22 protein-coding genes, 1 tRNA gene and 1 pseudogene are annotated in these 26,355 nt (G+C 64.7%); 14 read left to right on the forward strand and 10 right to left on the reverse strand.

The genetic code is table 11. The features are described from left to right. Positions 1-45 precede the first annotated feature (45 nt). The 3 genes from AC5RT4_RS15820 to AC5RT4_RS15830 are packed head-to-tail and all read left to right on the forward strand — an operon-like array spanning position 46 to position 2,716. Entirely contained in the window at positions 46-1,029 is a 984-nt protein-coding gene (locus tag AC5RT4_RS15820; RefSeq protein ID WP_494106406.1) for a metal ABC transporter solute-binding protein, Zn/Mn family, read from the forward strand. Continuing rightward, positions 1,026-1,841 carry a metal ABC transporter ATP-binding protein gene (locus AC5RT4_RS15825; protein WP_494106407.1) on the forward strand — a complete coding sequence of 272 codons (816 nt, stop codon included), beginning with the start codon at positions 1,026-1,028 and terminating at the stop codon, positions 1,839-1,841. The genes AC5RT4_RS15820 and AC5RT4_RS15825 overlap by 4 nt, the downstream gene beginning before the upstream one ends. After that, positions 1,841-2,716, forward strand: a complete 876-nt coding sequence (locus AC5RT4_RS15830; RefSeq protein ID WP_494106408.1) for a metal ABC transporter permease — start codon at positions 1,841-1,843, stop codon at positions 2,714-2,716. Before AC5RT4_RS15825 ends, AC5RT4_RS15830 begins: the two co-directional genes overlap by 1 nt. A 17-nt stretch (positions 2,717-2,733) precedes the next feature. Here AC5RT4_RS15830 and AC5RT4_RS15835 read toward each other — a convergent pair whose 3' ends face one another. After that, complete coding sequence (locus tag AC5RT4_RS15835) at positions 2,734-3,252, reverse strand: Fur family transcriptional regulator (RefSeq protein ID WP_494106440.1); 519 nt, start codon at positions 3,250-3,252, stop codon at positions 2,734-2,736. A gap of 94 nt (positions 3,253-3,346) precedes the next feature. On the opposite strand from AC5RT4_RS15835, the gene AC5RT4_RS15840 reads away from it, so the two are divergent. Continuing rightward, positions 3,347-4,003 (forward strand): MBL fold metallo-hydrolase, encoded by a 657-nt coding sequence (locus tag AC5RT4_RS15840; RefSeq protein WP_494106409.1) that lies wholly within the window; start codon positions 3,347-3,349, stop codon positions 4,001-4,003. Here AC5RT4_RS15840 and AC5RT4_RS15845 read toward each other — a convergent pair. Beyond that, entirely contained in the window at positions 4,000-5,088 is a 1,089-nt protein-coding gene (locus tag AC5RT4_RS15845; RefSeq protein ID WP_494106410.1) for a PLP-dependent cysteine synthase family protein, read from the reverse strand. The genes AC5RT4_RS15840 and AC5RT4_RS15845 overlap by 4 nt on opposite strands. Before the next feature lie 73 nt (positions 5,089-5,161). On the opposite strand from AC5RT4_RS15845, the gene AC5RT4_RS15850 reads away from it, so the two are divergent. From AC5RT4_RS15850 to AC5RT4_RS15860, 3 genes are read left to right on the forward strand one after another with little or no spacing between them, the layout of a single operon-like run. Further along, positions 5,162-6,094, forward strand: coding sequence for a sulfurtransferase (locus tag AC5RT4_RS15850; protein WP_494106411.1), 933 nt, complete (start codon positions 5,162-5,164; stop codon positions 6,092-6,094). 9 nt (positions 6,095-6,103) lie between these two features. Continuing rightward, positions 6,104-7,252 (forward strand): NAD(P)-dependent alcohol dehydrogenase, encoded by a 1,149-nt coding sequence (locus AC5RT4_RS15855; RefSeq protein ID WP_494106412.1) that lies wholly within the window; start codon positions 6,104-6,106, stop codon positions 7,250-7,252. Beyond that, positions 7,249-7,674, forward strand: a complete 426-nt coding sequence (locus tag AC5RT4_RS15860) for an HIT family protein (protein ID WP_494040072.1) — start codon at positions 7,249-7,251, stop codon at positions 7,672-7,674. The genes AC5RT4_RS15855 and AC5RT4_RS15860 overlap by 4 nt, the downstream gene beginning before the upstream one ends. Positions 7,675-7,702: 28 nt before the next feature. Here the strand turns inward: AC5RT4_RS15860 and hrpA are convergent, their stop codons facing one another. Together hrpA and AC5RT4_RS15870 are read right to left on the reverse strand one after the other, a co-directional pair. Continuing rightward, positions 7,703-11,665, reverse strand: a complete 3,963-nt coding sequence (gene hrpA, locus AC5RT4_RS15865; protein ID WP_494106413.1) for an ATP-dependent RNA helicase HrpA — start codon at positions 11,663-11,665, stop codon at positions 7,703-7,705. Between the two features lie 80 nt (positions 11,666-11,745). Continuing rightward, positions 11,746-11,913, reverse strand: a complete 168-nt coding sequence (locus AC5RT4_RS15870; RefSeq protein ID WP_494106414.1) for a hypothetical protein — start codon at positions 11,911-11,913, stop codon at positions 11,746-11,748. A gap of 81 nt (positions 11,914-11,994) precedes the next feature. Here AC5RT4_RS15870 and AC5RT4_RS15875 point away from each other — a divergent pair, with 81 nt between their 5' ends. Next, a complete protein-coding gene (locus AC5RT4_RS15875) occupies positions 11,995-12,963 on the forward strand; it encodes a GlxA family transcriptional regulator (RefSeq protein ID WP_494106415.1) in 969 nt (322 codons plus the stop codon). Positions 12,964-12,972: 9 nt separating this feature from the next. Here AC5RT4_RS15875 and AC5RT4_RS15880 read toward each other — a convergent pair whose 3' ends face one another. Both AC5RT4_RS15880 and AC5RT4_RS15885 read right to left on the reverse strand, forming a co-directional pair. Next, on the reverse strand, positions 12,973-13,293 hold the full coding sequence (locus tag AC5RT4_RS15880; RefSeq protein WP_494106416.1) for a protealysin inhibitor emfourin: 321 nt from the start codon (positions 13,291-13,293) through the stop codon (positions 12,973-12,975). A 59-nt stretch (positions 13,294-13,352) separates the two neighbouring features. After that, the gene (locus AC5RT4_RS15885) at positions 13,353-14,405 is read right to left on the reverse strand and encodes a M4 family metallopeptidase (RefSeq protein WP_494106417.1); all 1,053 of its coding nucleotides are present in this window, start codon (positions 14,403-14,405) and stop codon (positions 13,353-13,355) included. Positions 14,406-14,543: 138 nt separating this feature from the next. On the opposite strand from AC5RT4_RS15885, the pseudogene AC5RT4_RS15890 reads away from it, so the two are divergent. Further along, positions 14,544-16,153: pseudogene (locus AC5RT4_RS15890) on the forward strand (HNH endonuclease signature motif containing protein). Positions 16,154-16,253: 100 nt separating this feature from the next. Here AC5RT4_RS15890 and AC5RT4_RS15895 read toward each other — a convergent pair. The 4 genes from AC5RT4_RS15895 to AC5RT4_RS15910 all read right to left on the reverse strand — a co-directional run bounded on the left by AC5RT4_RS15895 (position 16,254) and on the right by AC5RT4_RS15910 (position 19,337). Further along, a tRNA-Arg gene (locus AC5RT4_RS15895) sits at positions 16,254-16,329 on the reverse strand. A gap of 114 nt (positions 16,330-16,443) precedes the next feature. Continuing rightward, entirely contained in the window at positions 16,444-17,988 is a 1,545-nt protein-coding gene (locus AC5RT4_RS15900; RefSeq protein WP_494106418.1) for an FAD-dependent oxidoreductase, read from the reverse strand. After that, complete coding sequence (locus AC5RT4_RS15905; protein ID WP_494106419.1) at positions 17,985-18,857, reverse strand: FAD:protein FMN transferase; 873 nt, start codon at positions 18,855-18,857, stop codon at positions 17,985-17,987. The genes AC5RT4_RS15900 and AC5RT4_RS15905 overlap by 4 nt, the downstream gene beginning before the upstream one ends. A 3-nt stretch (positions 18,858-18,860) precedes the next feature. After that, complete coding sequence (locus AC5RT4_RS15910; protein WP_494106420.1) at positions 18,861-19,337, reverse strand: FMN-binding protein; 477 nt, start codon at positions 19,335-19,337, stop codon at positions 18,861-18,863. A gap of 173 nt (positions 19,338-19,510) precedes the next feature. On the opposite strand from AC5RT4_RS15910, the gene argS reads away from it, so the two are divergent. The 5 genes from argS to thrB are packed head-to-tail and all read left to right on the forward strand — an operon-like array spanning position 19,511 to position 26,066. After that, positions 19,511-21,175, forward strand: a complete 1,665-nt coding sequence (gene argS / locus AC5RT4_RS15915; RefSeq protein ID WP_494106421.1) for an arginine--tRNA ligase — start codon at positions 19,511-19,513, stop codon at positions 21,173-21,175. 5 nt (positions 21,176-21,180) lie between these two features. Then, on the forward strand, positions 21,181-22,653 hold the full coding sequence (lysA, locus tag AC5RT4_RS15920; protein WP_494106422.1) for a diaminopimelate decarboxylase: 1,473 nt from the start codon (positions 21,181-21,183) through the stop codon (positions 22,651-22,653). After that, positions 22,654-23,982, forward strand: a complete 1,329-nt coding sequence (locus AC5RT4_RS15925; protein WP_494106423.1) for a homoserine dehydrogenase — start codon at positions 22,654-22,656, stop codon at positions 23,980-23,982. It abuts the gene before it with no gap. After that, positions 23,983-25,089, forward strand: coding sequence for a threonine synthase (gene thrC / locus AC5RT4_RS15930; RefSeq protein ID WP_494106424.1), 1,107 nt, complete (start codon positions 23,983-23,985; stop codon positions 25,087-25,089). It abuts the gene before it with no gap. A 2-nt stretch (positions 25,090-25,091) separates the two neighbouring features. Continuing rightward, positions 25,092-26,066: a homoserine kinase gene (gene thrB / locus AC5RT4_RS15935; protein ID WP_494106425.1), complete on the forward strand. Its 975-nt coding sequence runs from the start codon at positions 25,092-25,094 to the stop codon at positions 26,064-26,066. Positions 26,067-26,355 lie beyond the last annotated feature (289 nt).

Genomic DNA, 26,355 nt, shown 5'->3' on the forward strand with positions numbered 1-26,355 from the left:
GAAGTGGTTCTTTTTCCTTCCCGTCCCGTTTGAACCGAGGTTTCCGTGCGCCGTCTCTCCGTTGCCCGATCATCCCTGACCGCCCTTGCCGGGCTTGGCCTGCTGCTCACCGGGTGCAGCCCCCAGCCGGAGGGTTCACCCGAAGCGGCCGACGGGATCAACGTGGTGGCCTCCACCAACGTCTACGGCGATATCGCGGAAACGATCGGCGGGGACAAGGTCAGCGTTACCGCGATAATCACCAAGACCAGCCAGGACCCCCATTCCTACGAAGCCACCGCCCAGGACCGGCTGACTGTGTCCAAGGCAGATCTCCTCATTGAAAATGGCGGCGGGTACGACGACTTTCTGCATACCCTGGCGCAGGACAGCAGCATCGACGCCGGCAACGTGCTGAACGCCGTCGAACTCTCCGGGCTGGCACACCCCGGGGAGGAAGCCTCCGGCGGGGCAACACCTGCGGAGCCAGAGGGCGAGGACCACGCACACGACCACGGCGAGCTGAACGAGCACGTCTGGTACAGCCTTGATGCCATGGGGCGGCTGGCTGATGATCTGGCAGCAAAGCTCGGCGAGCTGGAACCCGGTTCAGCTGCTGCCTTCGATGAAAACGCTGCTGCCTTTAAGGCCCGGCTGGAAGAACTGACCGGGAAACTGGAAGGGCTGAAGGCCGGGGCCGCCGGCGCCTCCGTTGCTGTGACCGAGCCCGTGCCCGTGTACCTGCTGGAGGGAGCGGGCCTGGAGAACGCTACGCCTGAGGACTACACTGCCGCGATCGAGGAAGGCTCTGACGTTCCGCCGGCCGTCCTCAAGGCCGCCACCGATTTGGTGTCCTCCAAGTCGGTGCGGTTCCTTGCCTATAACGGGCAGACTGAGGGTCCCCAGACCGAGGCGCTGAAGAACGCTGCGGAATCGGCAGGTGTTCCTGTAGTCGATTTCAGTGAAACCCTGCCCGAGGGCAAGACCTACGTGCAGTGGATGACGGACAATGTGAACAACGTCAGCAAAGTTCTGGAGACAAATAGTTGAAACCCGTGGTCAGCCTCACCGGGGCGTCCCTCACTTTCGGTAAGCGGACGCTCTGGGAGGACCTGGACCTGGAGATCAGGCCCGGCGAATTTTTTGCCGTGCTCGGCCCCAACGGCAGCGGTAAAACCAGCTTCCTCAAGGTCCTGCTGGGTCTTCAGGACCTGCACAGCGGAAAGGCCACACTGGGCGGGAAGCCGGTTGAACGCGGCAGCAGCCTGATCGGTTACATCCCGCAACAAAAATCGTTCGCCCGCGATACGCCCATGCGCGCCCGCGACCTGGTGGGCCTCGGTGTGGACGGCCACCGCTGGGGTCTGCGTATGTCGTCCCGCCAAGCGAACCGCAGGATTGACGAACTCCTCGAACTGGTGGGGGCAACGGACTATGCCAAAGTTCCCGTGGGCCAGCTCTCCGGCGGTGAACAGCAGCGGCTCCGGGTGGCGCAGGCCCTTGCCACTGACCCTAAGGTCCTGTTGTGCGATGAGCCGCTGTTGTCGCTTGACCTGCACCACCAGCAGGCAGTCAGCGCCCTGATCAACAAGCAATGCCACGAGCAGAACAGCGCAGTGGTGTTTGTTACGCACGAGATCAACCCCGTGATTGACTACGTGGACCGCGTGCTCTACCTGGCCGGCGGGCGGTTCAAGGTGGGCACTCCGCAGGAAGTCATGACCACGGAGGTCCTCTCGGATCTTTACGGCAGCCACGTGGAGGTCATCCACGCCAACGGCCGCATCGTGGTGGTCGGGTTGCCCGATGCCACCACCCATCACCATGCCGAGGCCCACGCCCTCGCCGGAGAGGTGGCCTGATGGATGCGGACAGCATCATCGGGGCGATCTTCAGCTTCGAGAACTACGGTGAGTTACTGGTCCTTGTCCAGAACTCGATCTGGGCAGGAGCGGTCCTGGGGCTGCTCGGCGGGCTGGTGGGGACGTTCGTGATGAAACGTGACCTGGCGTTCGCCGTGCACGGAATATCGGAACTGTCCTTTGCCGGCGCCGCTTTTGCACTGCTCATCGGAGCGGACATCGTTTTCGGCTCGCTGATCGGCTCGGTAGCGGCTGCCCTGCTTCTGGGGCTCATGGGCGTGCGGGCCAGGGACAAGAACTCAATCATCGGGGTGATTATGCCCTTCGGTTTGGGCCTCGGGATCCTGTTCCTGTCCCTGTACGAGGGCCGTGCCGCGAACAAGTTCGGTTTGCTGACCGGGCAGATCGTCTCAGTCGACACCGTCCAGCTTCAGGCGCTCGCCGGAACAGCGGTGGTGGTGATGGTGGTTCTGGCGGCTATTTGGCGGCCGTTGAATTTTGCCAGCGTGGATCCGGAGCTGGCCGAGGCCCGCGGTGTTCCCGTCCGAACGCTTGCCATCGTTTTTATGGTCCTGCTGGGAATCAGTGTGGCTCTTTCCATCCAGGTGGTGGGAGCCCTCCTGGTGCTTGCTCTGCTGATCACGCCGGCTGCGGCGGCCCTTCGGGTGACGTCCTCCCCGGTGGCAGTGGTGGTGCTGAGCGTTGCTTTCGCCGTCACGGCGACCGTCGGTGGAATCCTGCTGGCCCTCGGCGGCCGCATCCCCATCAGCCCCTACGTCACAACGCTGTCGTTCCTGATCTATGTGGTGTGCCGCGTCGTCGGATCCGTCCGATCTTCCAGGGGCATCAACGGACGGGTGCTGCAGGCACGCTGACCCTGCGCTTCGGGGGCCTAGAGGGTGCCGGCTGCCTTGCGCGAAGTGCAGTCCGGGCAAAGCCCGAAAATCTCCACGGTGTGCGCCACTTCCGTGAAGCCGTGTTCGTTGGCCGTGCGGGCTGCCCACGTTTCAACGGCGGGCGCTTCCACCTCCACTGCCTTGCCGCAGTTGCGGCACAGCAGGTGGTGGTGGTGGCCGGTGACGGCACATCGGCGGTAGACCGCTTCGCCGTCGCCGTTGCGCAGCACGTCCACCAGCCCCTCGTCCGCCAGGGACTGGAGGATGCGGTAGGCGGTGGCCAGGGACACCGATACGCCCTGGTTCTGCAGGATGCGGTAGAGCTCCTGGGTGCTCACAAAATCAGCCAGCTCATCCAGCGCGGCGCTGACTGCCAGCCTTTGCTTGGTGACGCGCTGTTCCTTGACGGCAGTGGGACCGGCGACGCCGGCAGGCTTGGAAGCGGTCCCTGCGTTGGCTTTCGTGGCTGCGGCCGAAGCGGGATTGGTGGATTCAGCCTTGGCGCCGAACGGCATGAACAGACTCGCTTCCCTCAGGATGGTGGCAGAGATCAAGATTACCAGCCGCAGCTTCGTGGACAGGGTTCAGGTCCGACCCTAGGCTGGCGCTATGAAGTTGACCAAGTACACCCATGCCTGCATCCGCCTTGAGAAGCAATACCGGGTCCTGGTGCTGGATCCGGGGACTTTTTCGGAAACGGCTGAGGCCCTGGCGGGCGCCGAAGCGGTCCTGGTCACGCACGAACACACCGACCACATCGACGTTCCCGCAGTGGTGGCTGCTCTCAAGGGCAACAGCGCGCTGGCAGTTTTCGCCCCGGCAGGCGTAGCGGACAACCTGCGCAAGGAAGCCCCCGCAGCAGCACCGAGGATCCACAGCGTCGAGCCCGGATCATCCTTCCAGGCAGCAGGCTTCGAAGTGCGCAGCTTCGGCGGCCAGCACGCCTTGATCCATCCGCAGATCCCGATGGTTGCCAACATCGGCTACCTCCTGGACGGGAGCGTTTACCATCCCGGTGACTCTTTCATCGTTCCCGACGGCATCAGCGTCCAGACGCTGCTCGTGCCCATCCACGCGCCATGGAGCAAGTCCGCCGAGGTGGTGGACTTTGTGATCGGCGTGCGGGCACCGCGGGCATTCCAGATCCACGACGGTCTGCTCAATGAGAACGGCCTGAAAATCGTGGAAGGTCACGTCAAACGTCTTGGAGCCAAATACGGCACCGAGTATCAGCACCTGGCCCCGGGAGAGTCCGTGGAGGTTTAGGCCCCGCCGCCGTCCCAGCTGCCGGTATCAAAGAACCGCCGGATCACCGCTTCATACGGCTCGGGGTCCAGGCCGTGGGACGCCAGCCACTCCGGAGAGTAGTAGTTGCCCGCGTAACGCTCGCCGCCGTCGCACATCAGCGAAACGACGCTGCCCCTGCGGCCTTCGGCAAGCATTCCCGCAACAATCTGCCAGACGCCCCACAGGCTTGTTCCGGTGGAGGGACCGGCATGGAGACCGGCAAGGGTGTGCAGGTGCCGCATGGCGGCCACGGATGCGGCGTCGGGGACTTGGATCATGTGGTCGATCACGGACGGCACAAAGCTGGGCTCCATCCGGGGCCGGCCGATACCCTCGATCCGGGACGGCAATCCGGAAGCGGGGTGGGAGCTGCCAAGCCAGCCCGGGTAGAAGGCCGAGTTCTCCGGGTCTACCACCAGCAACCGGGTGGGGTGGCTGTGATAGCGGAGGTACCGGCCGATGGTGGCGCTGGTGCCGCCGGTCCCTGCGCCAACCACGATCCAGTCCGGCACGGGATGTTCCTCCAGCTCGAGCTGGCCGAAAATGGATTCCGCGATGTTGTTGTTACCCCGCCAGTCCGTGGCGCGCTCGGCGTAGGTGAACTGGTCCATGTAGTGCCCGCCGCTGGTGGCAGCGACTTCTTCCGCGGTTGCGTAAACCTCGGAGGCGTGGTCCACCAGGAGGCAGGAGCCGCCGAACTGCTCAATCAGCGCAATTTTCTCGGAGCTGGTGGTGCGCGCCATGACGGCGATGAACGGCAGTCCCAGGAGCTGGGCGAAATAGGCTTCGGATACCGCTGTGCTGCCGCTTGAGGCCTCAACGATGGTGGTGTCCTCCCTGACCCAGCCGTTGACGAGGCCGAACAGGAACAGGGACCGCGCCAACCGGTGCTTGAGGCTCCCGGTGCGGTGCTTGGACTCATCCTTGAGATAAAGCTGGACGCCCCAGTGCTCGGGCAGGGGTACCGAGTAAAGGTGGGTATCGGCGGAGCGGTTGTTTTCCGCCGTGATTTTGCGGATGGCTTCGTCGGCCCAGTCCCTGCCCGCGGTGCGCTCGATCTTCACCGCACCAGCCTACCTGCGGCCATCCAAGCTGCCGTTAGAGTGGGAGCGTAGGCTGCCCACGCTAAGGAGCACGATGAATCCGTTGATGGATGTTTCCGAACTGGAGAAGCGCGGCGCCGGCGGCCTGCGCACAGTGCTGCTGGATGTGCGCTGGGCGCTGGGCGACCCGCACGGCCACGACCACTACCTGAAGGGGCATCTGCCGGGCGCCGTATTCGTTGACCTGGCGAGCGAACTTGCGGCCCCTGCAGTTCCGGAGCGGGGCAGGCACCCGTTGCCATCAGTGCCCCGGTTCCAGGATGCGGCGAGGCGCTGGGGCATTAACAAGGGCGATGTTGTGGTGGCCTATGACGATAGCGCAGATATGGCCGCAGCACGCGTGTGGTGGATGTTGAGAAACGCAGGCCTGGCTGACGTTTACCTGCTCGACGGCGGCCTGGCGGCTTGGCGGGCTGCAGGGCTGCCGCTCGAGCAGGGCGAGGTGGCGCCTCCTTCCGGCGACGTCATCCTGGAGGACGGGCAGATGCCGGTCCTGGACGCTGCCAGCGTGACCGCCTGGATGGAAAGTACCCCGATGGCGGGCAGTGCCGGCCATGACGGTCGCCTGCCTGACAGGATCCTGCTCGATGCTCGCGCGGGGGAGAGGTACCGCGGCGAGATCGAGCCTGTTGATCCCCGCGCCGGGCACATTCCCGGCGCTGTCAGTGCGCCCACCTCCGATAACGTGGACAGCGCCGGACGGTTTCTGGCTCCCGCGGAGCTGCGCCGGCGTTTCGAGTCGCTGGGCATCAGCGACGACTCCCACGTGGGCGTCTACTGCGGGTCCGGTGTCACGGCAGCCCACCAGGTTGCCGCCCTGGAGCTTGCCGGCTTCCGCGCCGCTCTCTACCCCGGGTCCTTTTCCGAGTGGTCAAGCAATCCCCACCTGCCGGTGGTGGCGGGGCCGGAACCCAGCGGCGGCGACGGCGGCCCTGCTGAGTGGAAACTTGGCGGCGCTCAAGGGTAGCGTCGCACTATGACTCCTGGACGTCCCGTGCCGCCGCCCCTCGCGAAACCTGTTGCCCCCGGACCTGTTGCTTCCGACGGCGGTGTGCTGGCTGCCGCTTACGGCGCCACGTCCGCTGACAGCGGGCTGGTCCCGCTGACCCTTGCCCGGCGCGCACCCCAGGCGGACGACGTCGAAATTGCGATTGAGTTTTGCGGGCTGTGCCATTCCGATGTCCACGCAGTGCGCGGTGAGTGGGGCGGCCAGGTCTGGCCGCTGGTGCCGGGACACGAAATTGTCGGTACGGTCAGTGCCGTCGGCTCGGCCGTTACCGACTTTGCGCCCGGGGACCGCGTGGGCGTTGGCTGCATCGTGGACTCCTGCCGGGAATGCGAAAGCTGCCTGGACGGCCTCGAACAATACTGCGAAAACGGCATGACCGGGACGTACGGTTCCGTGGACCGAAGGAACGGCGACTCAATCACACAGGGCGGCTATTCCTCCTCCGTGGTGGTGGACCGCCGCTACGTCCTTCGCGTCCCGGACTCCCTGGACCCCGCCGCCGTCGCGCCGCTGCTGTGCGCAGGAGTCACGACGTTCTCCCCCCTGCGGCATTTCGACGTCGAAGAGGGAGACGTTGTGGGTGTGGTGGGGCTTGGCGGGCTTGGCCATATGGCCGTCAAGCTTGCCAAGGCGATGGGGGCAAAGGTGGTGGTGTTCACCACCTCGGAGTCCAAGGTGCCGGCCGCCCTGGAACTGGGGGCCGACGAAGTGGTGCTGTCCACGGACGAAACTGCGATGGACGCGGCAAACCGGACCATTGATCTGATCATTGATACCGTCGCTGCTCCGCACGACCTGAATCCGCTGTTCCGGACCCTGCGCGTTGATGGTTCACTTTTCCAGCTTGGCCTTCCGTCCGAGGCGATGCCGCCTGTGAACCCGCGGGCACTGATCAGGCGGCGGATCGCCTACGCCGGGTCGTTGATCGGGGGCATAGCCGAGACTCAGGAGATGCTGGACTTCTGCGCGGAGCACGGCGTGGTGGCCGACATCGAAGTCGTTCGCGCGGACCAGCTGAACGAGGCCTACGACCGCATGGTGGCAGGCGAAGTGAAATACCGGTTTGTGCTGGACACCAGCACTTTGCAGGGACCCGCCAAGGAGGCAGACGCATGAGCACGCTTTTCACCCGCATACTGAACGGCGAGATTCCAGGCCGCTTCGTGTGGCGGGAAAACGACGTATCCGCGTTCCTCACCACCGGGCCGCTGGCGGACGGTCACACCCTGGTGGTTCCCACGGAGGAAGTGGACCGCTGGACGGATGCATCACCGGAAACACTGGCGAGAGTCATGGAAGTGGCCCGGCGGATCGGAGCCGTCCAGGTGGACATCTTTGACGCGCCCCGCGCAGGGCTCATCGTGGCCGGCTATGAGATCAACCATCTCCACGTGCATGTATGGCCGTCGAGGAGCATGGCCGACTTCAACTTCGCCTCCGCGGACCAGAATCCGGATCCGGAGGTCCTGGACGCCAACGCCGAGAAACTTCGGCAGGGACTCCGGGCAGCAGGATACGGCGATTTCGTTCCAGCCTGACGGCCTGCCCGGCCGGGTGCTGGCCCGGCTAGGCCGGGGCCAGTGCCTTGTTGAGCACCGCGCGGATCCGTTTCTCGGACACAGAGTAGGCAGTTCCCAGTTCGACGGCGAAAAGGCTCACCCGGAGCTCTTCGATCATCCAGCGGACCTGCGCCAGTTCGCCGCCGGCCCGCCGGCCGGGAAGCAGCGCCGACACGGCGTCGTCGTAGTCATCCTCGAGCCGCTGCACCACCGCCATGCCGAGCCCGTCCCGCTGGACGTTGCCCGGGAGGCGCTCCAGCCGCTTTTCAATGGCGGCAAGATACCGGGGAAGCTGGCTTAGCTGCGCATACCCGGTGCGGGCCACAAAGCCCGGATACACCAGCTGTTCGAGCTGGCTCTTGATGTCATTGAGCGCGCTGATAAGGGCCAGGCTGGTGGTGCCCTTCAATTGCTTTTCAATCCGCCGGGTACTGGCGAGGATGCGCTCCACCACCGCCGTCACGCTGAACACGGTGTCAATCAGTTCAGCCCGAACCAGCTCGTAAAGCCTGTCAAAGGACGGCCGGTCCCACGGGAGCTCTGCGGGAGTGAGCTTGTCGATGGCCGCCAGTGCACAGTCTGCAATGAGGGCGGCAACCGAGCCGTGGGGGTTCTGGCTGAATGTCAGCTTCTCCGTGTTGCTCAGGTGCTCCAGCACATAGCGGTCAGGAGCAGGAACGCGCAGGGCCAGCAGCCGGATCACGCCACCGCGCATCGCGTCCTGCTGTTCGTCTACGGTCTGGAAAACCCGGAGGGCCACCGACGTGCCCTGGTCCTGCAACACCGGATAACCCGTGACGGTGTGGCCATTGACCACGCTGCTGACCTGGCGCTGGAGGGATCCGAAGCTCCACTCGGTGAGCCCATCCTGCTCCCTGAACCCGGCGGGGACGGACCCGCCCGGCACCTGGGCGGGCTGCTGCGCGGGGGGCCGCCCGACGTCGGCCTTGCCCGGGGCGCGCCCTGCCTTGCTTCGTGGGGCGGCGGAGGCGGGCGTGGCACCCAATGACTCTGCGATGGCGCGCCGCGTGGCAGGGGCAAGCCTTTCCTGGAGGGCCGCCAGGTCCTTGCCCTCTTCCAGCACTTTGCCCTTGCTGTCCACTACCTTGAACGTCACACGCAGGTGCGGGGGAACGGCGTCCCAGTTCCACGAACCGGGCGGAATAACGTGCCCGCGGACGCGGCGGAGCGCAAGTTCAAGGGACGGTTCAAGCTCGTCGGCGGCTGGATCGAAGTCGGACTCGAGGACTGACACTGCCTGCCGGGCCACGTCCGGGGCAGGCACAAAGTTCTTGCGGATCTGCTTGGGAAGGGACTTGATCAGGGCTGTCACGAGTTCCACGCGCTGACCGGGGATGAGCCAGCGGAAGGCCTTGTCGTCCAGCTGATTAAGGAACAGGACGGGGACTTCGGCGGTGACGCCGTCGCTCGGATTGGGCGGCGAGCCGGGAGCCACAGGATGGAACTCGTACGTCAGCGGCAGTTCGAAGCCCTTGTGCAGCCAGGTCTTCGGGTAGGCGGAGACATCGAGGTTGTCGGCGTCGTCGCTAAGGAGGAGGGATTTGTCGTAGTCCAGGAGGTCAGGGTTCTCCTGCCGGGCGTCCTTCCACCACTTATCGAAATGGCGTTCGGACACCACGTCCGGCCCGATCCGCGCATCATAAAACTCAAACAGGGTTTCGTCGTCCACCAGGAGGTCCCGGCGCCGCATCCGCGCTTCGAGTTCCTCAACCTCCTGCAGGAGGGCCCGGTTCCGGTGGAAGAACTTGTGGTGCGTTTTCCAGTCACCCTCCACCAGGGCATGCCTGATGAAAAGCTCCCTGGCCACGACAGGATCCACCCTGCCGTAGTTGATCCTGCGCTGGGCGATGATGGGTACCCCATAGAGAGTGACCTTTTCGTAGGCCATCACTGCGCCCTGGCGGGTGGACCAGTGGGGTTCGCTGTAACTGCGTTTTACCAGGTCAGGCGCAACCTGTTCTGCCCAAAGGGGATCGAAGCGGGCGGCAACCCGGGCCCATAGCCGGCTTGTTTCCACCAACTCCGCCGCCATGACGAATGTTGGCGACTTTTTGAACAGGGCCGAGCCGGGGAAGATCGCGAAGCGGCTGCCCCTGGCGCCGGCGTACTCACGCTTCCGTTCGTCCAGAATGCCGATATGGCTCAGGAGCCCGGACAGGAGGCTGATGTGGATGCCGTCGTGGTTGCCGACCGGGTCTGCAAGGCGTTTGTTGTCCAGGCTGATGCCGAGGGGGCGGGCCAGCTGCCGCAGCTGGGCAAACAGGTCCTGCCACTCCCGGACGCGGAGGTAGTTGATGAATTCGGTCCGGCACAGGCGCCGGAAGGCCGACGACGACAACTCCTGCTGCTTCTCCTGGATGTAGTTCCAGAGGTTCAGGAAGCCGGTGAAGTCCGAGTTCTCATCCTTGAAGCGGTTGTGCTTTTCCGCTGCAAGCTGCTGCTTGTCTGTCGGACGCTCGCGGGGGTCCTGGATGGTGAGGGCTGCTGCCAGGATCATGACCTCCCGGACGCACCCCCGTTTTCCCGCTTCCACGATCATCCGGCCAAGCCGGGGGTCCACGGGCAGCTGTGCGAGTTTCTGCCCGACGGCGGTGAGGCCGCCGCCGCTCTTAGCCCCCTCCGTGCCGTTTTGGGGCCGCGCGGCAGCCAGGGCGCCGAGTTCGCGCAACAGCGTGACGCCGTCGTTGATTGCCCGGGTTTCCGGAGGCTCCACGAAGGGGAAGTTCTCGACGTCCTTCGGCCCGCGCGCTACCCCCATTGCTGTCATCTGAAGGATGACGGCGGCGAGGTTGGTGCGCAGGATTTCAGGATCGGTGAAGCGGGGCCGGGATTCGAAGTCGTCCTCGGAGTAGAGGCGGATGGCAATGCCGTCGGACACACGGCCGCACCGCCCGGAACGCTGGTTGGCCGATGCCTGTGAGACGCGTTCAATGGGGAGCCGCTGGACCTTGGTGCGGTGGGAGTACCGGGAGATGCGGGCCGTGCCGGTGTCGATTACGTACTTGATGCCCGGCACGGTCAGCGACGTCTCGGCAACGTTGGTGGCAAGGACGATCCGCCGTTTGCTGCCGGGGTGGAACACCTTGTGCTGTTCCTGCAGGCTCAGGCGCGCGAACAGGGGGAGGACTTCGGTTCCGGCCAGCCGCCGGTTGGACTGGATGCGGGCCTGAAGCGCTTCGGCCGCATCCCGGATCTCGCGCTCGCCGGAAAAGAACACCAGGATGTCGCCGGGCGCTTCCGCCGCGAGTTCATCCACAGCGTCACAGACGGCATCGAGTGGATCCCGGTCTTCCTCAAGTTCGTCGTCGGAAGCGTTCTCTTCATCTGTTCCGGCGGGCGGCTGTGAGAGCGGGCGGTACCGGATTTCCACCGGGTATGTGCGCCCCGAGACCTCGATGATAGGCGCAGGGTCTTCCGGCGTGCCGAAGTGGTTGGCAAAGCGCTCGGGATCGATGGTGGCGGAGGTGATGATCACCTTCAGGTCGGGCCGTTGCGGCAGGATCCGTTTGAGGTAGCCGAGAATGAAGTCGATATTGAGGCTGCGCTCGTGGGCTTCGTCGATGATGATTACGTTGTATTTGCGCAGGAGTTTGTCGCGCTGAATTTCCGCGAGCAGTATCCCGTCGGTCATCAGTTTGACCTTCGTGTTCCGGCTGACCTCGCCGGTGAACCGGACCTGGAAGCCGACTTCCTGGCCAATGTCCACGCCCAGTTCCTCCGCGATGCGCTCAGCGACTGTGCGGGCTGCAAGCCTGCGCGGCTGGGTGTGCCCAATCAGGCCGTTGTCTCCCAAACCGAGTTCGAGGCACATCTTGGGGATCTGGGTGGTCTTACCCGAGCCGGTCTCGCCGGCAATGATGGTGACCTGGTTCGCTGCGATGGCGGCCATCAGGTCTTCGCGGCGCTCGGAAACCGGGAGCTCGGCAGGATAGGAGATGTGAAGTGTCATGGCTGCTGCCAGTCTACTGCGGGAGCCCGGGCTTCCCGTTTCGACCGGTTGCAGCTATCCCGGTTGAGGCGGCCGAAAGGTCAGAAGATGCGCAGCGTGTAGTTGGTGCTGGGAAGGTCCAGCGCGGACCAGGTTTCATGCGATTTGACAGGAGGCATATGACCGCGGCCGTCTTGCAGAAGTGCCGACACGGTGGCGGCGAATACGAGGAGCAGCAGGACGATAAGGATGGTTGTGAGGATTTCCATGGCTCTATGCTTCTCCTGTCCTGAACCGGGAAAAAGTGGCAGAAATGCCCAAAAAGCTAAAATTCCTGCCACAATGGAAGCATGCTGAAATCAGTAGCCGTCATCGTTGTTCCCAACTTCGCTATGTTCGAATTTGGCACTGCCTTCGAGGTGTTCGGCCTCGACAGGACCGGGCGGGGGAGCGGCGTCCCGGCCTTCGATTTCCGGGTCTGCACCCCCTCACCGGGCAACGTCCCGCTCAGGTCCGGTTTGTCCATGAACGTGGATTTGGGGCTGGAAGCCGCCGCTGACGCCGACCTCGTGATCATGGCTCCTTACGGCAGGGATGAGCAGTTGCCGGATTCCGTCCTGGAAGCCCTTCGGGCTGCAGATGCACGGGGAGCGTGGGTGATGTCCATCTGCTCCGGTGCCTTCGCCCTGGCCCAGGCAGGCCTCCTTGATGGCCGCCGCTGCACCACGCACTGGCACTACTCGGGCCAGCTGGCTGCCGAATATCCGAACGCGCACGTGGACGAAAACGTCTTGTACGTGCAGGACGGCAATATCATTTCCTCGGCCGGTACAGCAGCCGGTATCGATGCCTGCCTGCACCTGGTGCGTGTGGAATTGGGCGCGCACGTCGCCGCCGCCATAGCCCGGGACATGGTGGTTCCCCCGCACAGGGATGGTGGCCAGGCGCAGTTCATTGACCGCCCCATGCCTACCTGCGGCTCGGCACCGATAGAGGAACTCCTTCGCTGGATGGTGCAGCACCTGGACCGTGAGCATACGGTGAACGAGCTGGCGGCGCGGGTGCACATGTCGCCAAGGACATTCGCCCGGAAGTTCCGGTCGGAGACCGGTGCGACGCCCGCAGCCTGGCTCAATTCCCAACGGGTGCTTCGGGCGCAGGAACTCCTTGAGGCCACTGACATGAACATCGAGGAGATTGCGCGGGAGTCCGGATTCGGCCACCCGGTCCTGCTGCGGCACCACTTCGGGAAAGTCCTGGATACCAGCCCCCAGTCTTACCGCAGGGCCTTCCGGGGCCAGCTTGCCGAGGTGGGGTAACAGCAGGGTCTACGTGTCCGGGCGTTGTTCCGTGCGGGCTTCTTCAGCGGCCGCCCGGGTGCTGTCCACCAGCACCCGCCACGGGCCGGTGACCGCCCGTTCGGGCAGGGCTGCGCGATGCTGCCCTGCCCGGATGGAGTAGATGAACCGGTCCGGTTGTGCTTCCTGGAATTGGGATGCGGCGGCCCGCGGTGTCCTGGGTACAGCGTCCCAGGGGCATGCTTCCACAATGGGCTGCCATCGGTTCCTGGCGGTCTCGGACACGGCATTTACAGTCCAAACCCGGGTCATCGCGGCGACGCCACCGGTGCGCTCCACACTGATCTTCATGGCATGGTTCCTGGGTACATCGGGCCTGATCGCCCTTGGTGCGGCAGCCAGGCATCCCGTTAAAGTTTGACCTTCACAGTTTCCCACGCGTTCCGCACGGCGTCATGCTCTTTTGAACCAGAACCGAAAAGCTCCCGGGCCGTAGCCGCTGTAGCGCGGGCGAATACCGTGAAGGTGGCCCCGGTGGGCAAATCACCGCCGGTGAGCGTTTCGTACCAGATGCGCCCGGGGGAGTCCCAAGCGTTCCCACCCAGCTGTTCGGCCACGAGGTAAAACGCTCTGTTGGGGATACCTGAGTTAATGTGCACTCCGCCGTTGTCGGCGCTCGTCCTTACGTAAGTGTCCATGGAGTCCGGCTGGGGATCCTTGCCCAGCACGTCGTCGTCGTACGCGGTTCCGGGGGCTTTCATGGAGCGCAGGGCGCGCCCTTCAACTTCAAGGGTGAAAAGGCCCTCGCCAATGAGCCAGCTGGCCTCTGCGGCACACTGGTTCTTCACGTACTGCTCCACCAGGGCGCCAAAGACGTCCGACATGGACTCGTTGATGGCCCCGGCCTGGTTCCGGTACACCAGGGCGGCGGAGTGCTGGGTAACCCCGTGGGCAAGTTCATGGCCGATGACGCTGAGGGACTTGGTGAACCGCTCAAAGACTTCCCCGTCACCGTCGCCGAAGACCATTTGCGTCCCGTCCCAAAACGCGTTGTCATAAAGCTTGCCGAAGTGCACGGTGGCGTTTAGCGGCAGCCCCCGGCCGTCGATGGAGTTCCTTCCGAAGACATCGGCGTATAACCGGTGGGTGTGGCCCAGCCCGTCATAGGCTTCGTTAGCTGCCGGGTCCCCCGTAGCGGGCTCACCCTCCTTGCGGACGAGCTTGCCGGGTAAAGTTTCCGAACCGTCGGCGTCGAAGACCGAGCGGTTTGCAGGTCCTGGTTTGGCTTGCCGCACTCCGGCCGGGACGTCGGGCGCGGCCTGGGTGCGTGCTGCATGCACTGAGCGCACATGCCCCAAAGCTTCCTTGGCGGCTCTTGCGGCTGCGGAAAACTCCGGAGCGTCCTGCCGGGCCAGCCTCCTCAGCAGGTAGGGCGGAATGATGGAACAGAATGGAACGTGCATGGCGTACCCCCTCAACTAGGTGCGTTCAGACTACGAGGGGGTACCGACAAAGCGGGGGATTCACGCGCAGTTTCGAAGCGGTCAAATGCAACCCTCGGGTGCAGCCGGATTGTCTGACCCCCTTGCCATGATGAGTACATGGGTAAAGCGGCGGTGGTGAAGGCGTTTGAGGACATCAACGCCGCCCCTTGCCGTGCTTTATGCCGAAGCGGCGGCTCCGGGTTCCGGGGTGGTTGATGGTGCTGATCCGTTGGCTGCCCTGGCTGATGGTTGCCTGGACATCCTCTCCGGCGCGGCAGCCGTGGAGGCACGGGTCGCGGGGCTGAAGGCCCGGGCGGCGGTGACGTACGCGGACACGGTTCATGCTGTCGCGGCGCCGGGAACCCCGGTGCAGGCGCAGGAGATGGCGGTCGCCGCGGAAATCGGCGCCCTCCTGGCCCTTGGCGGCCGGGCCGCGGGTTCCTTCCTGGCCACCTCCCACGCCCTTGTGGCCACGCTGCCGCTGACCCTCTCGGCCCTGCGCGCTGGGACGGTTTCGTGGCGGCACGCCCAGGTCATGGACGAGGAAACGGCCACCTTGGACTCTGCCGGCGCTGCCGCCCTTGAAGCCCACTTCCTGGGCCCGGATACACCCATACCATCCACCGCCGCGCCGATCGGGGACGTTCCGGCGTACCGGTTCAAAGCTAAAGCCCGGGTGTGGCGGGAACGCCACCACACCGAGTCCATCGAACAGCGGCACGCCAGGGGTGTGGTCGACCGGCGGATGGAATACCGTCCGGACCAGGACGGGATGGCCTGGCTCTCGGCCTACCTGCCCGCTGACCAGGCAGCGGCTATCTGGAACCGCACCACCGCCCTCGCCCGTGGACTCCAAGGCCCCAACGAGCCCCGCACCCTCACACAGTTGCGGGCCGACACCGCCGCCGGTTTGCTGCTCACGGCCCCGGGCGCAGGTACCGCGGACCGTGGGGATGGGGGCGCTGCAAGCGGGGGCGGGAAGGGGGACGGTGAAACTGCTTACGTTGCGGGCATGGGAAAGGTTCCGGCCCCGAAGGCGGACGTGCTCGTCACCGTCCCGGTGTTCGCGTTGATGGGACTGACCGAGGAACCGGCCATGCTGGACGGCTACGGCCCGATCCCGGCGTCGATGGCACGCAAACTCGTCGCGGACGGGGGCCAGCTCGTTTCACCGGGTCCTCGTTGACCCCCGCGACGGCGCACCGCTGGAGATCGGCCGGACCAGCTACCGGATCACGGCAGCCATGAAGAAAGCCCTGCAACTCAGGGACGGCAAATGCACCTTCCCCGGGTGCAGCAACAACTCCCTGGACAACGAAGCGGACCACCTCACCGCCTGGCACCACGGCGGAACCACCGGAATCAGCAACCTCGGCCAGCTCTGCCCCAAGCACCACCGCCTCAAACACGCCACCGCCTGGAAACCCACCCCGGCCACCAAAACCGCACCGCCCGGCTGGACCTCCCCCACCGGCCGGCACTACAAAAGCGAACACCACCACTGGGAACCACCACACTGGCCGCCAGAGCTCAAGGACCTGAATTTCCCACCGCCCGCCGATCTTTCGCAAGCCTGCATGACCACCCACGACCAGCCCGCCGAAAACCTGTTTTGGCACGAAGAGTTTCCGGAAGACACTTACGACGACTGGCTGCTGCCCGGGTATACGTTGCCCAAGGACCCTCTGCCCGAAGAAATCTGGTGGGCGATGGCCTGCGAGGTCTAGCACGATGCCGGGGCACAAAAACCCGAGGACGAAAGTGTCACCGTCGGGAACTCGACCAACAAAAAGAAGCACCCCGGCCGGTGGACCAGGGTGCTTCTGTTGGTGCCCTCGATAGGATTCGAACCTACGACCTTCTGCTCCGGAGGCAGACGCTCTATCCCCTGAGCTACGAGGGCAGTCCGGGGATTTCCTGCCGTTGCCGGCGGGACGTCCTAGAGCTTAGCAGGAAGGTGGCCCGCAAGGGAAAATTGCCACTCCTGAGTCGAAAAGGCGGCGTCCCGAGATGCGGATCAGTAACCGGAAAACGAGTCGACGTGAATTCGCCGGGCCCCGGCTTGCCGCGCCGCACGCCTCAGGGAGGCGACGCTCGCCGGTGAGCCCGAAATATAAACCTCGCGGTCAGCGACGTCGGGAATAAGTGCTTTGATCGCGTCACCGTCCAGCCTGGTCCCGTCTGCGGGGAAGGCGGTTATGTGCGGTGGCGGTTCGGAGCCATCGGCGATGCGGGCTACGACCCGGACACCGGCAGCTTTCAATTCATCCACGTACGCGATCTCGTCGGCGCTCCTGGCCAGCAGGAGCAGCACGGCATCCCGGTCCCGTAAGCCTCCGGAGGCGATATGGGAAAGGAATGGCGTAATGCCGATGCCGGCAGCCATCATGAGAACGGGCTTATGCGGATCGCGGGGAAGGACAAAGTCTCCGCCAACTGACGTTGCCGTCAACTCATCACCCGGGTGCAGCGAAAGAAGGACCTTCTTCGCAGCCGACAGGGGCTCGGCTGTCCGCACGCCGAACTTCACCAGGCGCTCCGTGGGGGAGCCGGTCATGCTGAACACCCGGCGTCGTCCCTTCCCATCAGACTTGGCATGCGGCAGGTCCAGTTCCACGTACTGACCAGGGACAAACCGCACGGGACGGGAGGGCTCGAAGGAGAACTCAGTGGTGCTGGGTGTCAGCCGCCTGGTCCCGTTGAACTTCAGCCGCACACCGCCCCGCTGACCCACCATGAAGGCGAGGAGATTGCCCAGCAGCAGCGCGGCCTCAGGGGAGTTGGCGATGAACCCGAAGTTGTAGGGAACTGCAAAAACCACGCCCACAACAGCGGCAAGGGCCAATTGCTGCCACCTTCGCGGGGGCAGCGTCAGTGGCTCGGTAAGCATAAAGCCCACAAAGAACAGCAGTGGCCGCTGCGCCAATGACTGCCACAACGCCGTCCCCACGGACATGTTGGCCTGAAGCAGTTCCGCGGTGATGATGGCGCAGGCCACCATGAGGAAAACCGAGGCCATCAGGAACTTTCGTGTGCGGTGCAGCACCAAAAGGACCCCCGGGACCAGGAACAACAGCATTGCAGGGGTGGCTGCCCACCAGGTGGCGATATTAAGTCCCGTGAGCCCAACCACGAAGGCCCCGGCAGCGGCAGGGTTGAAAATGTGGCGTCCCCGCCACGCGAGCGCGTACTTCGAGGCCGACGCCACGACGCAGGCCAAGGCCACTCCAGCTACGTCCAGCGGCGCGAAGGAGGGCCAGAACAGAAAGTACAGCAGCAGCCCTGTGATGAGTGAAGATTCGGAGTGGGGCCGCACACGGAACAAAGCCGCCAGGGCCCGGTTCGATGCGTACGTCAGGCCGAGGCACAGCACAAGGTGCGCCAGCATCTCCGGAATGCCAAACGTCAGCCAGCCGAGGACATCGAGTAAAAGGCTGTACGCGGCAAGCACAGCGAGGACGATCAGGATGAGCCGGTACATAGTGAACCGGCCCAGCACCGTATCCAGCCGGGCAGCCACCGAGGGTGCGTAGCCGGCTTTCGGCGTTTCCACTGGGCTCATCTGAACAGTGTCCCTTCAAACTCGGCGGAGTGGGCGGCGCTCCCGTCGGAAAACACGGTCAGCCACGAGAAATCGAACTCCTGCTGCAATTCGCCGCCGGGGGCAAAGAACAGCGCAGTAGCCAGGGCATCGGCCAGCATTGCCGTCTCTGCCATGGCCCACGTGGCGACGGCGGTCCGGACCGGCTGCCCTGTTCTGCCGTCCAGGACGTGGTGCAGGCCGTCGCCCCAAGCCCGGCGGTTGGACGCCGAGGCGCAGAGTGCACGCCCGGCAAGGGGAACAATGCCGATAGCCTGGCCAGGGTCATAGGGATGTTCCAGAGCCACCCTGGTTGACCGGGCGCCCCTTGCCAGCAGGTCTCCGCTGCCGTCGATGACAAAGGAATCGATTCCTTCAGCGTCCAGTTCCCCGGCAAGCAGATCAACCAGCAAGCCCTTGCCTGCTGCCCCGATGTCAAGAACCACGGGCGACCTGGTGGTGATAGTGGTTCCCGCCCACTCGAAAACCTCATCCCAGCGGGGTGCCGGCAAGGGCGGTCCTGAAGGCTCAAGGCTGTAGCCGGGGTCGTACCCCAGCCGCTCAAGGGAAGCGCCGATCAGAGGAGTCACGGCGCCGTCCGTCAGCCGGTAAAGCGTCCGGTACAGCCGCCCAAGCCGGTCCGCCTCGTCCGGGAAATCGAACCGGCCGGACCCCCGCGCCAAGGCGCTGACGCGGGAACCGGCACGGAAACGGGACCAGTCGGCGTCGAACTTTTCCACCCGGCCAAGAAGGCGCGCGCGGACAGACCGGGGAAGCGGAAGAGGCGTGGAGATCTCCCACTGCGTGCCGATTCCCTCGAACGCAAAGTCGTCCCAGTCCCCGTCCGGCACCGTCTACTGCGCCTGCGACTTAATCTGTTCCACGGCCTGGTTGAAGCCACCGCTGGTCAAAGAGGAGCCAGCTACCCGGGACACGTTCAGTTCGTCGATGTTCTTCCCCACCACCTGCGCTGCAATTCCGCCGGCAAATTCACCTTGGTACTTGCGGGTGTTCGGGTTTGACGGATGCTGTGTGATGTTGACGTCCGTCACTGTGCCCTCAGCCAGGGTCAGTTCCACGCCAACTGTCTCGGTGCCGTTTGGGGAGACATAGTTTCCGTCGGCGCTGTAGGTGCCGTCCTTGTACCTGGAGCCACTGGTGGCCAGCGGCGAAGCTTCTGCAGCCGGGGTTGCCGCGGAGGTTGCTGCCGCGCCGCCCGTGGGGGCTGCCGGCGTGCTCTCAGTGGCGGACGGGGCGCACCCGGCTACCGTTCCGGCGAGGGACAGGCCGGCGATTCCGGCGAAAACACTCTTGCGGACTGACGGTCTCATAAAGGCACTCATTTCGATTAAGTGTTTGGGACGGTGCTTACGCTGGTGTCAACGTTGAACCCAGCGTATTGGTTCAACTTTGCAAGTGCCTTGTGGATTTCCTGTGGAATGCCTACGGCTCCGGACAATTACCCAATTCTTTTGCTGTCACTGGCCCCCGGTAGGCTAGAGGGGTGACTCCCGAAGAACTCTCCCTCGCCATATCCGCCTGCCTGAAAGACGCCGTCGCCGCCGGCGAGATTGCCCTTTCAGCATCAGGAGTGCCAGACGAGGTACGCGTGGAGCGGCCCAAGAACCGGGACCACGGCGACTGGGCCACCAACATCGCCCTGCAGCTTGCCAAGCAGGCAGGCACCAACCCGCGCGAGTTCGCCACCGTACTAAGTGCACGGCTCAAGTCGATCAACGGCGTCTCCGCCGTGGACATTGCAGGGCCCGGGTTCCTGAACATCACCGTTGACGCCGCAACAGCCGGCGCCCTCGCCAAGGCCATCGTTGAAGCCGGCCAGCAGTACGGAACGAACACCGCGCTCGCCGGCCACACGGTGAACATGGAATTCGTTTCTGCGAACCCCACCGGCCCGCTGCACATCGGGCACACCCGCTGGGCTGCCCTCGGCGACGCCATCGCCCGGGTATTGCGCGCTTCCGGTGCCGACGTCACGGCCGAGTACTACATCAACGACGCCGGGTCACAGATGAACGTCTTTGCCAACTCGGTGTACTCCCGCCTGCACGGTTTGCCCGTGCCCGACGGCGGCTACCCGGGCCAGTACATCGCAGACCTGGGCCACGAGGTCCTCACCGAGCACCCCGCCATCCGCGAACTGACCGAAGTTGCCGCCCTTCCGGTCATCCGCGCCGCGGCCTACAAGGCACAGATGAAGGACATCAAGGCCACCCTCGCCGACTTTGGCGTTGAGTTCGACGTGTTCTTCTCCGAGCAGGAACTGCACGACGCCGGCGCCATCGAAAGTGCCGTAGCCCGCCTTCGCGAGCAGGGCCACGTGTTCGACGACGGCGGTGCTGTCTGGCTGCGCACCACTGACTTTGGCGACGACAAGGACCGGGTGATGATCCGTGCCAACGGCGAGCCCACGTACTTCGCCGCCGACGCAGCCTACTACCTGTCCAAAAAGGACCGCGGCTTCACCGAAAAGATCTACCTGCTCGGCGCCGACCACCACGGATACATCAACCGGCTCAAGGCCATCGCCGCCTGCGCCGGGGATGATCCCGAGGTAAACATCGAGGTGCTGATCGGCCAGCTGGTTTCCGTCAACGGTGCCAAGCTGTCCAAGCGCGCAGGCAACATCATTGAGCTGAAGGACCTGATCGACTGGCTTGGCAAAGATGCCGTCCGCTACTCCCTGGCTAGGTTCCCGGCGGACTCGCCGCTGACATTGGACCCGGAGCTGCTGAAGAAGCACAGCAACGAGAACCCTGTGTTCTACGTGCAGTACGCCCACGCCCGCTCCCGCGGCGCAGCACGCAACGCCGTCGACGCCGGCGTGGAACGCCGTGTGGACGGCACCGACAGCTTCGACGCCTCCCTCCTGGACCACGCCACGGAGAACGAACTGCTCTCATACCTGGGCAGCTACCCATCGGTAGTGGCAAAGGCCGCGGAACTGCGTGAACCACACCGCGTGGCACGGCACCTGGAGACCATCGCCGGGGCATACCACCGCTGGTACGACGCCTGCCGCATCGCGCCCATGGGGGACGAACCGGTTACTGATGTCAACCGCACCCGCCTGTGGCTCAACGACGCCACCAGCCAGGTGCTGGCCAACGGCCTTAACCTCCTTGGCGTTTCCGCGCCGGAACGGATGTGACGGAAATGTCTGTAGAAACCACCAGGACCGCGTCGCCGCTGGCACCCGAGTGGCTCGCGGTGCCCGCTGACCTGAACGCCCTCCAGGAACCGATGTGGGCGGGCAGCGTGCAACGCAACGACGCCGGCGCGCTCACTGTGGGAGGGCTCACTGTCCAGGAGCTTAAGGAGCAGTTCGGCTCACCCCTCTTCGTCCTGGATGAGGCCGATTTCCGCTCCCGGGCACGGGCTTTCAAGGATTCCTTTGATGCTGCCTTCGCTGACATCTGCGGCGGGGTCGATGTTTACTACGCGGGAAAGTCCTTCCTCTGCACCGCTGTTGTGAAGTGGGTTGAGGAGGAAGGCCTGCGCCTGGACACGTCCTCCGGGGGAGAGCTGGCCGTGGCTGCACGCGCCGGAATTCTCGGTGAGCGGCTGGCGCTGCACGGGAACAACAAGTCCGACGGCGAGATCAACCGTGCCCTGGACATGGGACTCGGCCGGATTGTTGTGGACAGCCTGTCCGAGCTGGTGCGGGTGGGCGACATAGCCCAGGCCCGCGGAATACAGGCCAAAGTCATGCTGCGGCTGACCCCGGGCGTCCACGCTCACACGCATGAATTCATCGCCACCGCGCACGAGGACCAGAAGTTTGGCCTCTCCATGGCCGCAGACACCACGGAGCAGGCCGGCCTGTCTGCTGCCGAAGAAGCCGTAGCGGCCGCATCCGCGCACCCCGGCATCGAGCTCCTGGGCCTGCACTGCCACATCGGCTCCCAGATCTTTGAGCCCGACGGTTTCGCCCTGGCGGCGGAGAAGCTCCTTCGTTTCCTCGCCGCCATGCAGGAAAAGTACTCCATCGTCATGCCGGAACTTGATCTCGGCGGCGGCTACGGCATTGCCTACACCCCGGTGGACACCCCCCGCTCCGCAGCAGAGATTGCGGCGGCGATGGCCGCCGTCGTCCGATCCACCTGCGCTGAACTGGGCATTGACTCACCCCGGATCTCCATCGAACCGGGGCGCGCGATCGTGGGCAGCACCACCTTCACCCTGTACGAGGTGGGTACGCTCAAGACCGTCCGCGTGGATGCGCCCGGCCAGGATGCATCCGACGCTGCCGGCAACGTTACGTATCCGCGCCGCTATGTGTCGGTGGACGGCGGCATGAGCGACAACGCCCGGCCGGTGCTCTACGACGCGGATTATTCGGCCGTCGTGGCCTCCCGCACGTCAACCGCCGGGCCTCAGCTGTCCCGCGTGGTGGGCAAACATTGCGAGAGCGGCGACATAGTTGTTAGAGATGTATATCTGCCCGAGGACGTGGCAGCCGGTGATCTGCTTGCTGTACCGGGTACCGGCGCCTACTGCTGGGCCCTCTCGAGCAACTACAACTATCTGGCCCGGCCGGGCGTTGTCGCGGTGCGCGACGGATCTGCCCGGCTGATTGTCCGCGGGGAAACCGAAGAAGATCTGCTGAACCGCGACATGGGAGCCTGAATGTCTGAATTGCGAACCCTGAAAGTGGCCCTGCTGGGCTGTGGCAACGTTGGGGCCCAGGTTGCGCGGATTCTCATTGAAGACGCCGACGCCCTTGCCGCCCGCACAAGCGCCCGCCTGCAGCTGTCCGGCATCGCCGTGCGCAACGTCCACTCCAAGCGGGACGTTGAGTTGCCGCAGGAGCTCTTCACCACCGACGCCGAGACCCTGGTCAAGGACGCAGACCTGGTCATCGAACTGATGGGCGGCATCGAGCCGGCCCGCACACTGATCCTCTCCGCGCTGCAAAACGGCGCCTGCGTGGTCACCGGCAACAAGGCCCTGCTGGCCCAGGACGGACCCACCCTCTACGAAGAGGCGGACAAGGCGGGCGTGCAGCTGTCCTATGAAGCTGCCGTGGCCGGCGCCATCCCCATCCTGCGCCCCATCCGCGACAGCCTTTCCGGCGACCGCATCACCCGGGTGCTGGGCATTGTCAACGGCACCACCAACTTCATCCTGGACCAGATGGATTCCACCGGCGCCCAGTTCGCCGATGCCCTCGCTGAAGCCCAGCGGCTCGGCTATGCGGAAGCGGACCCGACGGCCGACGTCGAAGGGCACGACGCAGCCGCCAAAGCGGCCATCCTGGCCACACTGTCATTCCACACCCGGTTCGCTCTGGAAAACGTCCACTGCGAAGGCATCAGTTCAGTCAGCGCCGCTGACATCGCCGCGGCCAAGGAGGCCGGTTTCGTCATCAAGCTGCTGGCCATCGCTGAAAAGCTTCCCGCCGGAGGCACTGACACAGACGGCGCCGAAGGCATTTCCGTGCGCGTGCACCCCACGCTCCTTCCCCGGGAGCACCCGCTGGCTGCCGTCCACGGCGCCTTCAACGCTGTGTTTATCGAAGCCGAGAACGCCGGCGAATTGATGTTCTACGGCCAGGGCGCGGGTGGCACCCCTACCGCGTCCGCCGTCCTCGGCGACCTTGTCTCAGCTGCCCGGCGCCTGGTCCTGGGTGGGCCCCAGCGAACGGAAACCACCACTGGCCACGTTCCGGCCCTGCCCATCGATGCTGCGGTGACCAGCTACTACATCGGCCTTGATGTGGCGGACCAGCCCGGCGTGCTGGCCAAAATCGCCCAGTTGTTCGCCGAGCACGGCGTCTCCATCGAAATCATGCGGCAGACTATCCACCGGGATGCGGATTCCAATGTGGAGTCGGCCGAACTGCGGATTGTCACCCACCGCGCATCCGAGGCCGCCCTTGCGGCCACCGTTGAGGCTGTGAAGGGCCTCGACGTCATCAATTCAGTTACATCCGTTCTGCGGGTAGAAGGAGTCTAAGTGGCTCACCAATGGCGCGGCGTTATCCGCGAATACGCTGACCGTCTGCCCGTGACGGAGTCCACCCGGGTCATTACCCTGGGCGAGGGCGGCACCCCCCTGGTGCACGCGCAGAAACTCTCCGAGCTGACGGGCTCGGAGGTGTACCTCAAGGTGGAAGGCATGAACCCCACCGGCTCCTTCAAGGACCGCGGCATGACCATGGCCATGACCGCCGCCGTCGAATCCGGCGCCCAGGCCGTAGTCTGCGCCTCCACCGGCAACACGTCCGCCTCCGCTGCTGCCTACGCCACGGCCGCGGGCCTGAAGTGCGCGGTCCTGGTGCCCGAAGGCAAAATCTCCATGGGCAAGCTCAGCCAGGCCATCGCCCACGGCGCCACCCTCCTCCAGGTTGACGGCAACTTCGACAACTGCCTGGACATCGCCCGGAAGCTGGGGGAGTCCTACCCGGTGTTCCTGGTCAACTCCGTCAACCCCGCGCGCATCCAGGGGCAGAAGACCGGTGCTTTCGAGATCGTCGACGCCCTGGGTGACGCCCCCGACATCCACGTGCTTCCGGTGGGCAACGCCGGCAACATCACGGCCTACTGGAAGGGCTATAAGGAGTACGCGGTTCCGTTTGAGTCCGCAACTGCCGGCACCCTTCCCGCCGTTTCCACGAAGACCCCGGCCCTGTGGGGCTTCCAGGCAGCGGGTGCCGCGCCCTTCGTCGCCGGCCACCCCATCACCGAACCAGACACCATCGCCACCGCCATCCGGATCGGCAATCCGGCGTCCTGGGAGGGTGCCATTGGTGCCCGCGACGAATCGGGCGGACTCATCGATGCCGTGACCGATGAGGAAATCCTCAACGCCCACCGCTGGCTCTCCTCCCGTGAAGGTGTCTTCGTTGAACCGGGTTCGGCAGCCGGCGTCGCGGGCCTGCTCAAGAAGCACGCCGCAGGTGAGGTTCCCGCAGGCAAGACCATCGTCATCACCGTCACGGGCCACGGCCTGAAGGATCCCCAGTGGGCCCTGCGCACCGAGGACGGCAGCGATGTGCAGCCGGTCAAGGTTTCCAATGACGTGGTTACCGTTGCAGCTGAGCTGGGACTGGAAGAAAAATAGCTTTGGACGCCACCTCGCAGACCGCCGTCGGACTGCAGCTTATTGAACCCGGGCAAAGCGTCACGGTCCGGGTACCGGGCACGTCGGCCAACCTTGGCCCCGGCTACGACAGCCTGGGCCTGGCCCTGGCCCTGCACGACACGCTCACAGTGGAGAGCCTTGAATCGGAGGAACTCCTGTTCAACCTTCGGGGCGAAGGCGCAGACACCCTTCCCCGGGACGCGAGCCACCTTGTCATCCGGGCCATGGAAGCGGCTTTCGAACGGCTGGGGTTCCGCCACGGCGGGCTGAAGGTCACCGCTGACAACGTCAATCCCCATGGACGGGGGCTGGGCTCGTCCGCATCGGCAGTAGTGGCAGCCGTTTCCGCCGCAAACGCTCTGGTTCCCGAGGCAAGCCGCCGCGGGAAGGATTGGATCCTTCAGCTCACCAGCGAACTCGAAGGGCATCCGGACAACGTGGCACCTGCCATTTTCGGCGGACTGGCGCTGTCATGGCAGGACAGTGACCAGTACAGCAGCACCAGCGCGACAGTGTGTGAAACCGTGGTTCCCGTTGTCGCGGTTCCCGATTTCGAACTGTCGACCGAGACCGCACGTGCGCTGCTTCCAGCCTCAATTGGTCATCATGCAGCCGCTATGAACTCCGGACGTGCGGCACTCCTGATCCATGCCTTAACCAGAAAGCCCGAGTTCCTGCTGGCCGGCACGGAGGACTACCTCCACCAGAGTTACCGTGCAGAAGCCATGCGCCCAAGCGCCGCCCTGATTTCGGCGCTCCGGGCGGCCGGGCACGCGGCAGTGGTTTCAGGTGCCGGGCCCACCGTGCTGGTCCTGGCCAATGGACAGGCTGATGCGGCCGCCGTCGTTGCCTTCATTGAAGAGTTCACCGCCGTGAACGCGCCGGAAATTGGGTGGCGTGTTCTGAAGCTCGCAGTGGACGTCGAAGGTGCTAAGGTGGAGTTGCACCGGCGGTAATTGACGCCTATCTGATCTGCTATTGCACTAGTTGCCGCTTGGTCTTTTACTGCGCAATCTATTCCGGTGCCGCCTGCTTGGTCTGTCGCAGGAATCTGCAGCACACAAACTGCCCCTAAAGCGTCAGTCCTGCGTCCCGCCATGGGCGGAGCGCAAGGTGAATTAGTATCCGGCCCTGCTGGCCGATATCCAACCGGCAAGGCCGAACAATCCGGCTGCAGATCTGAACTGCAGCCCAGATCAAATCATCGCGTCCAGCTCCCAGTCTGGACGCCGTCGAGGGGGAAGG

The organism is Arthrobacter sp. sptzw42, from assembly GCF_059089685.1.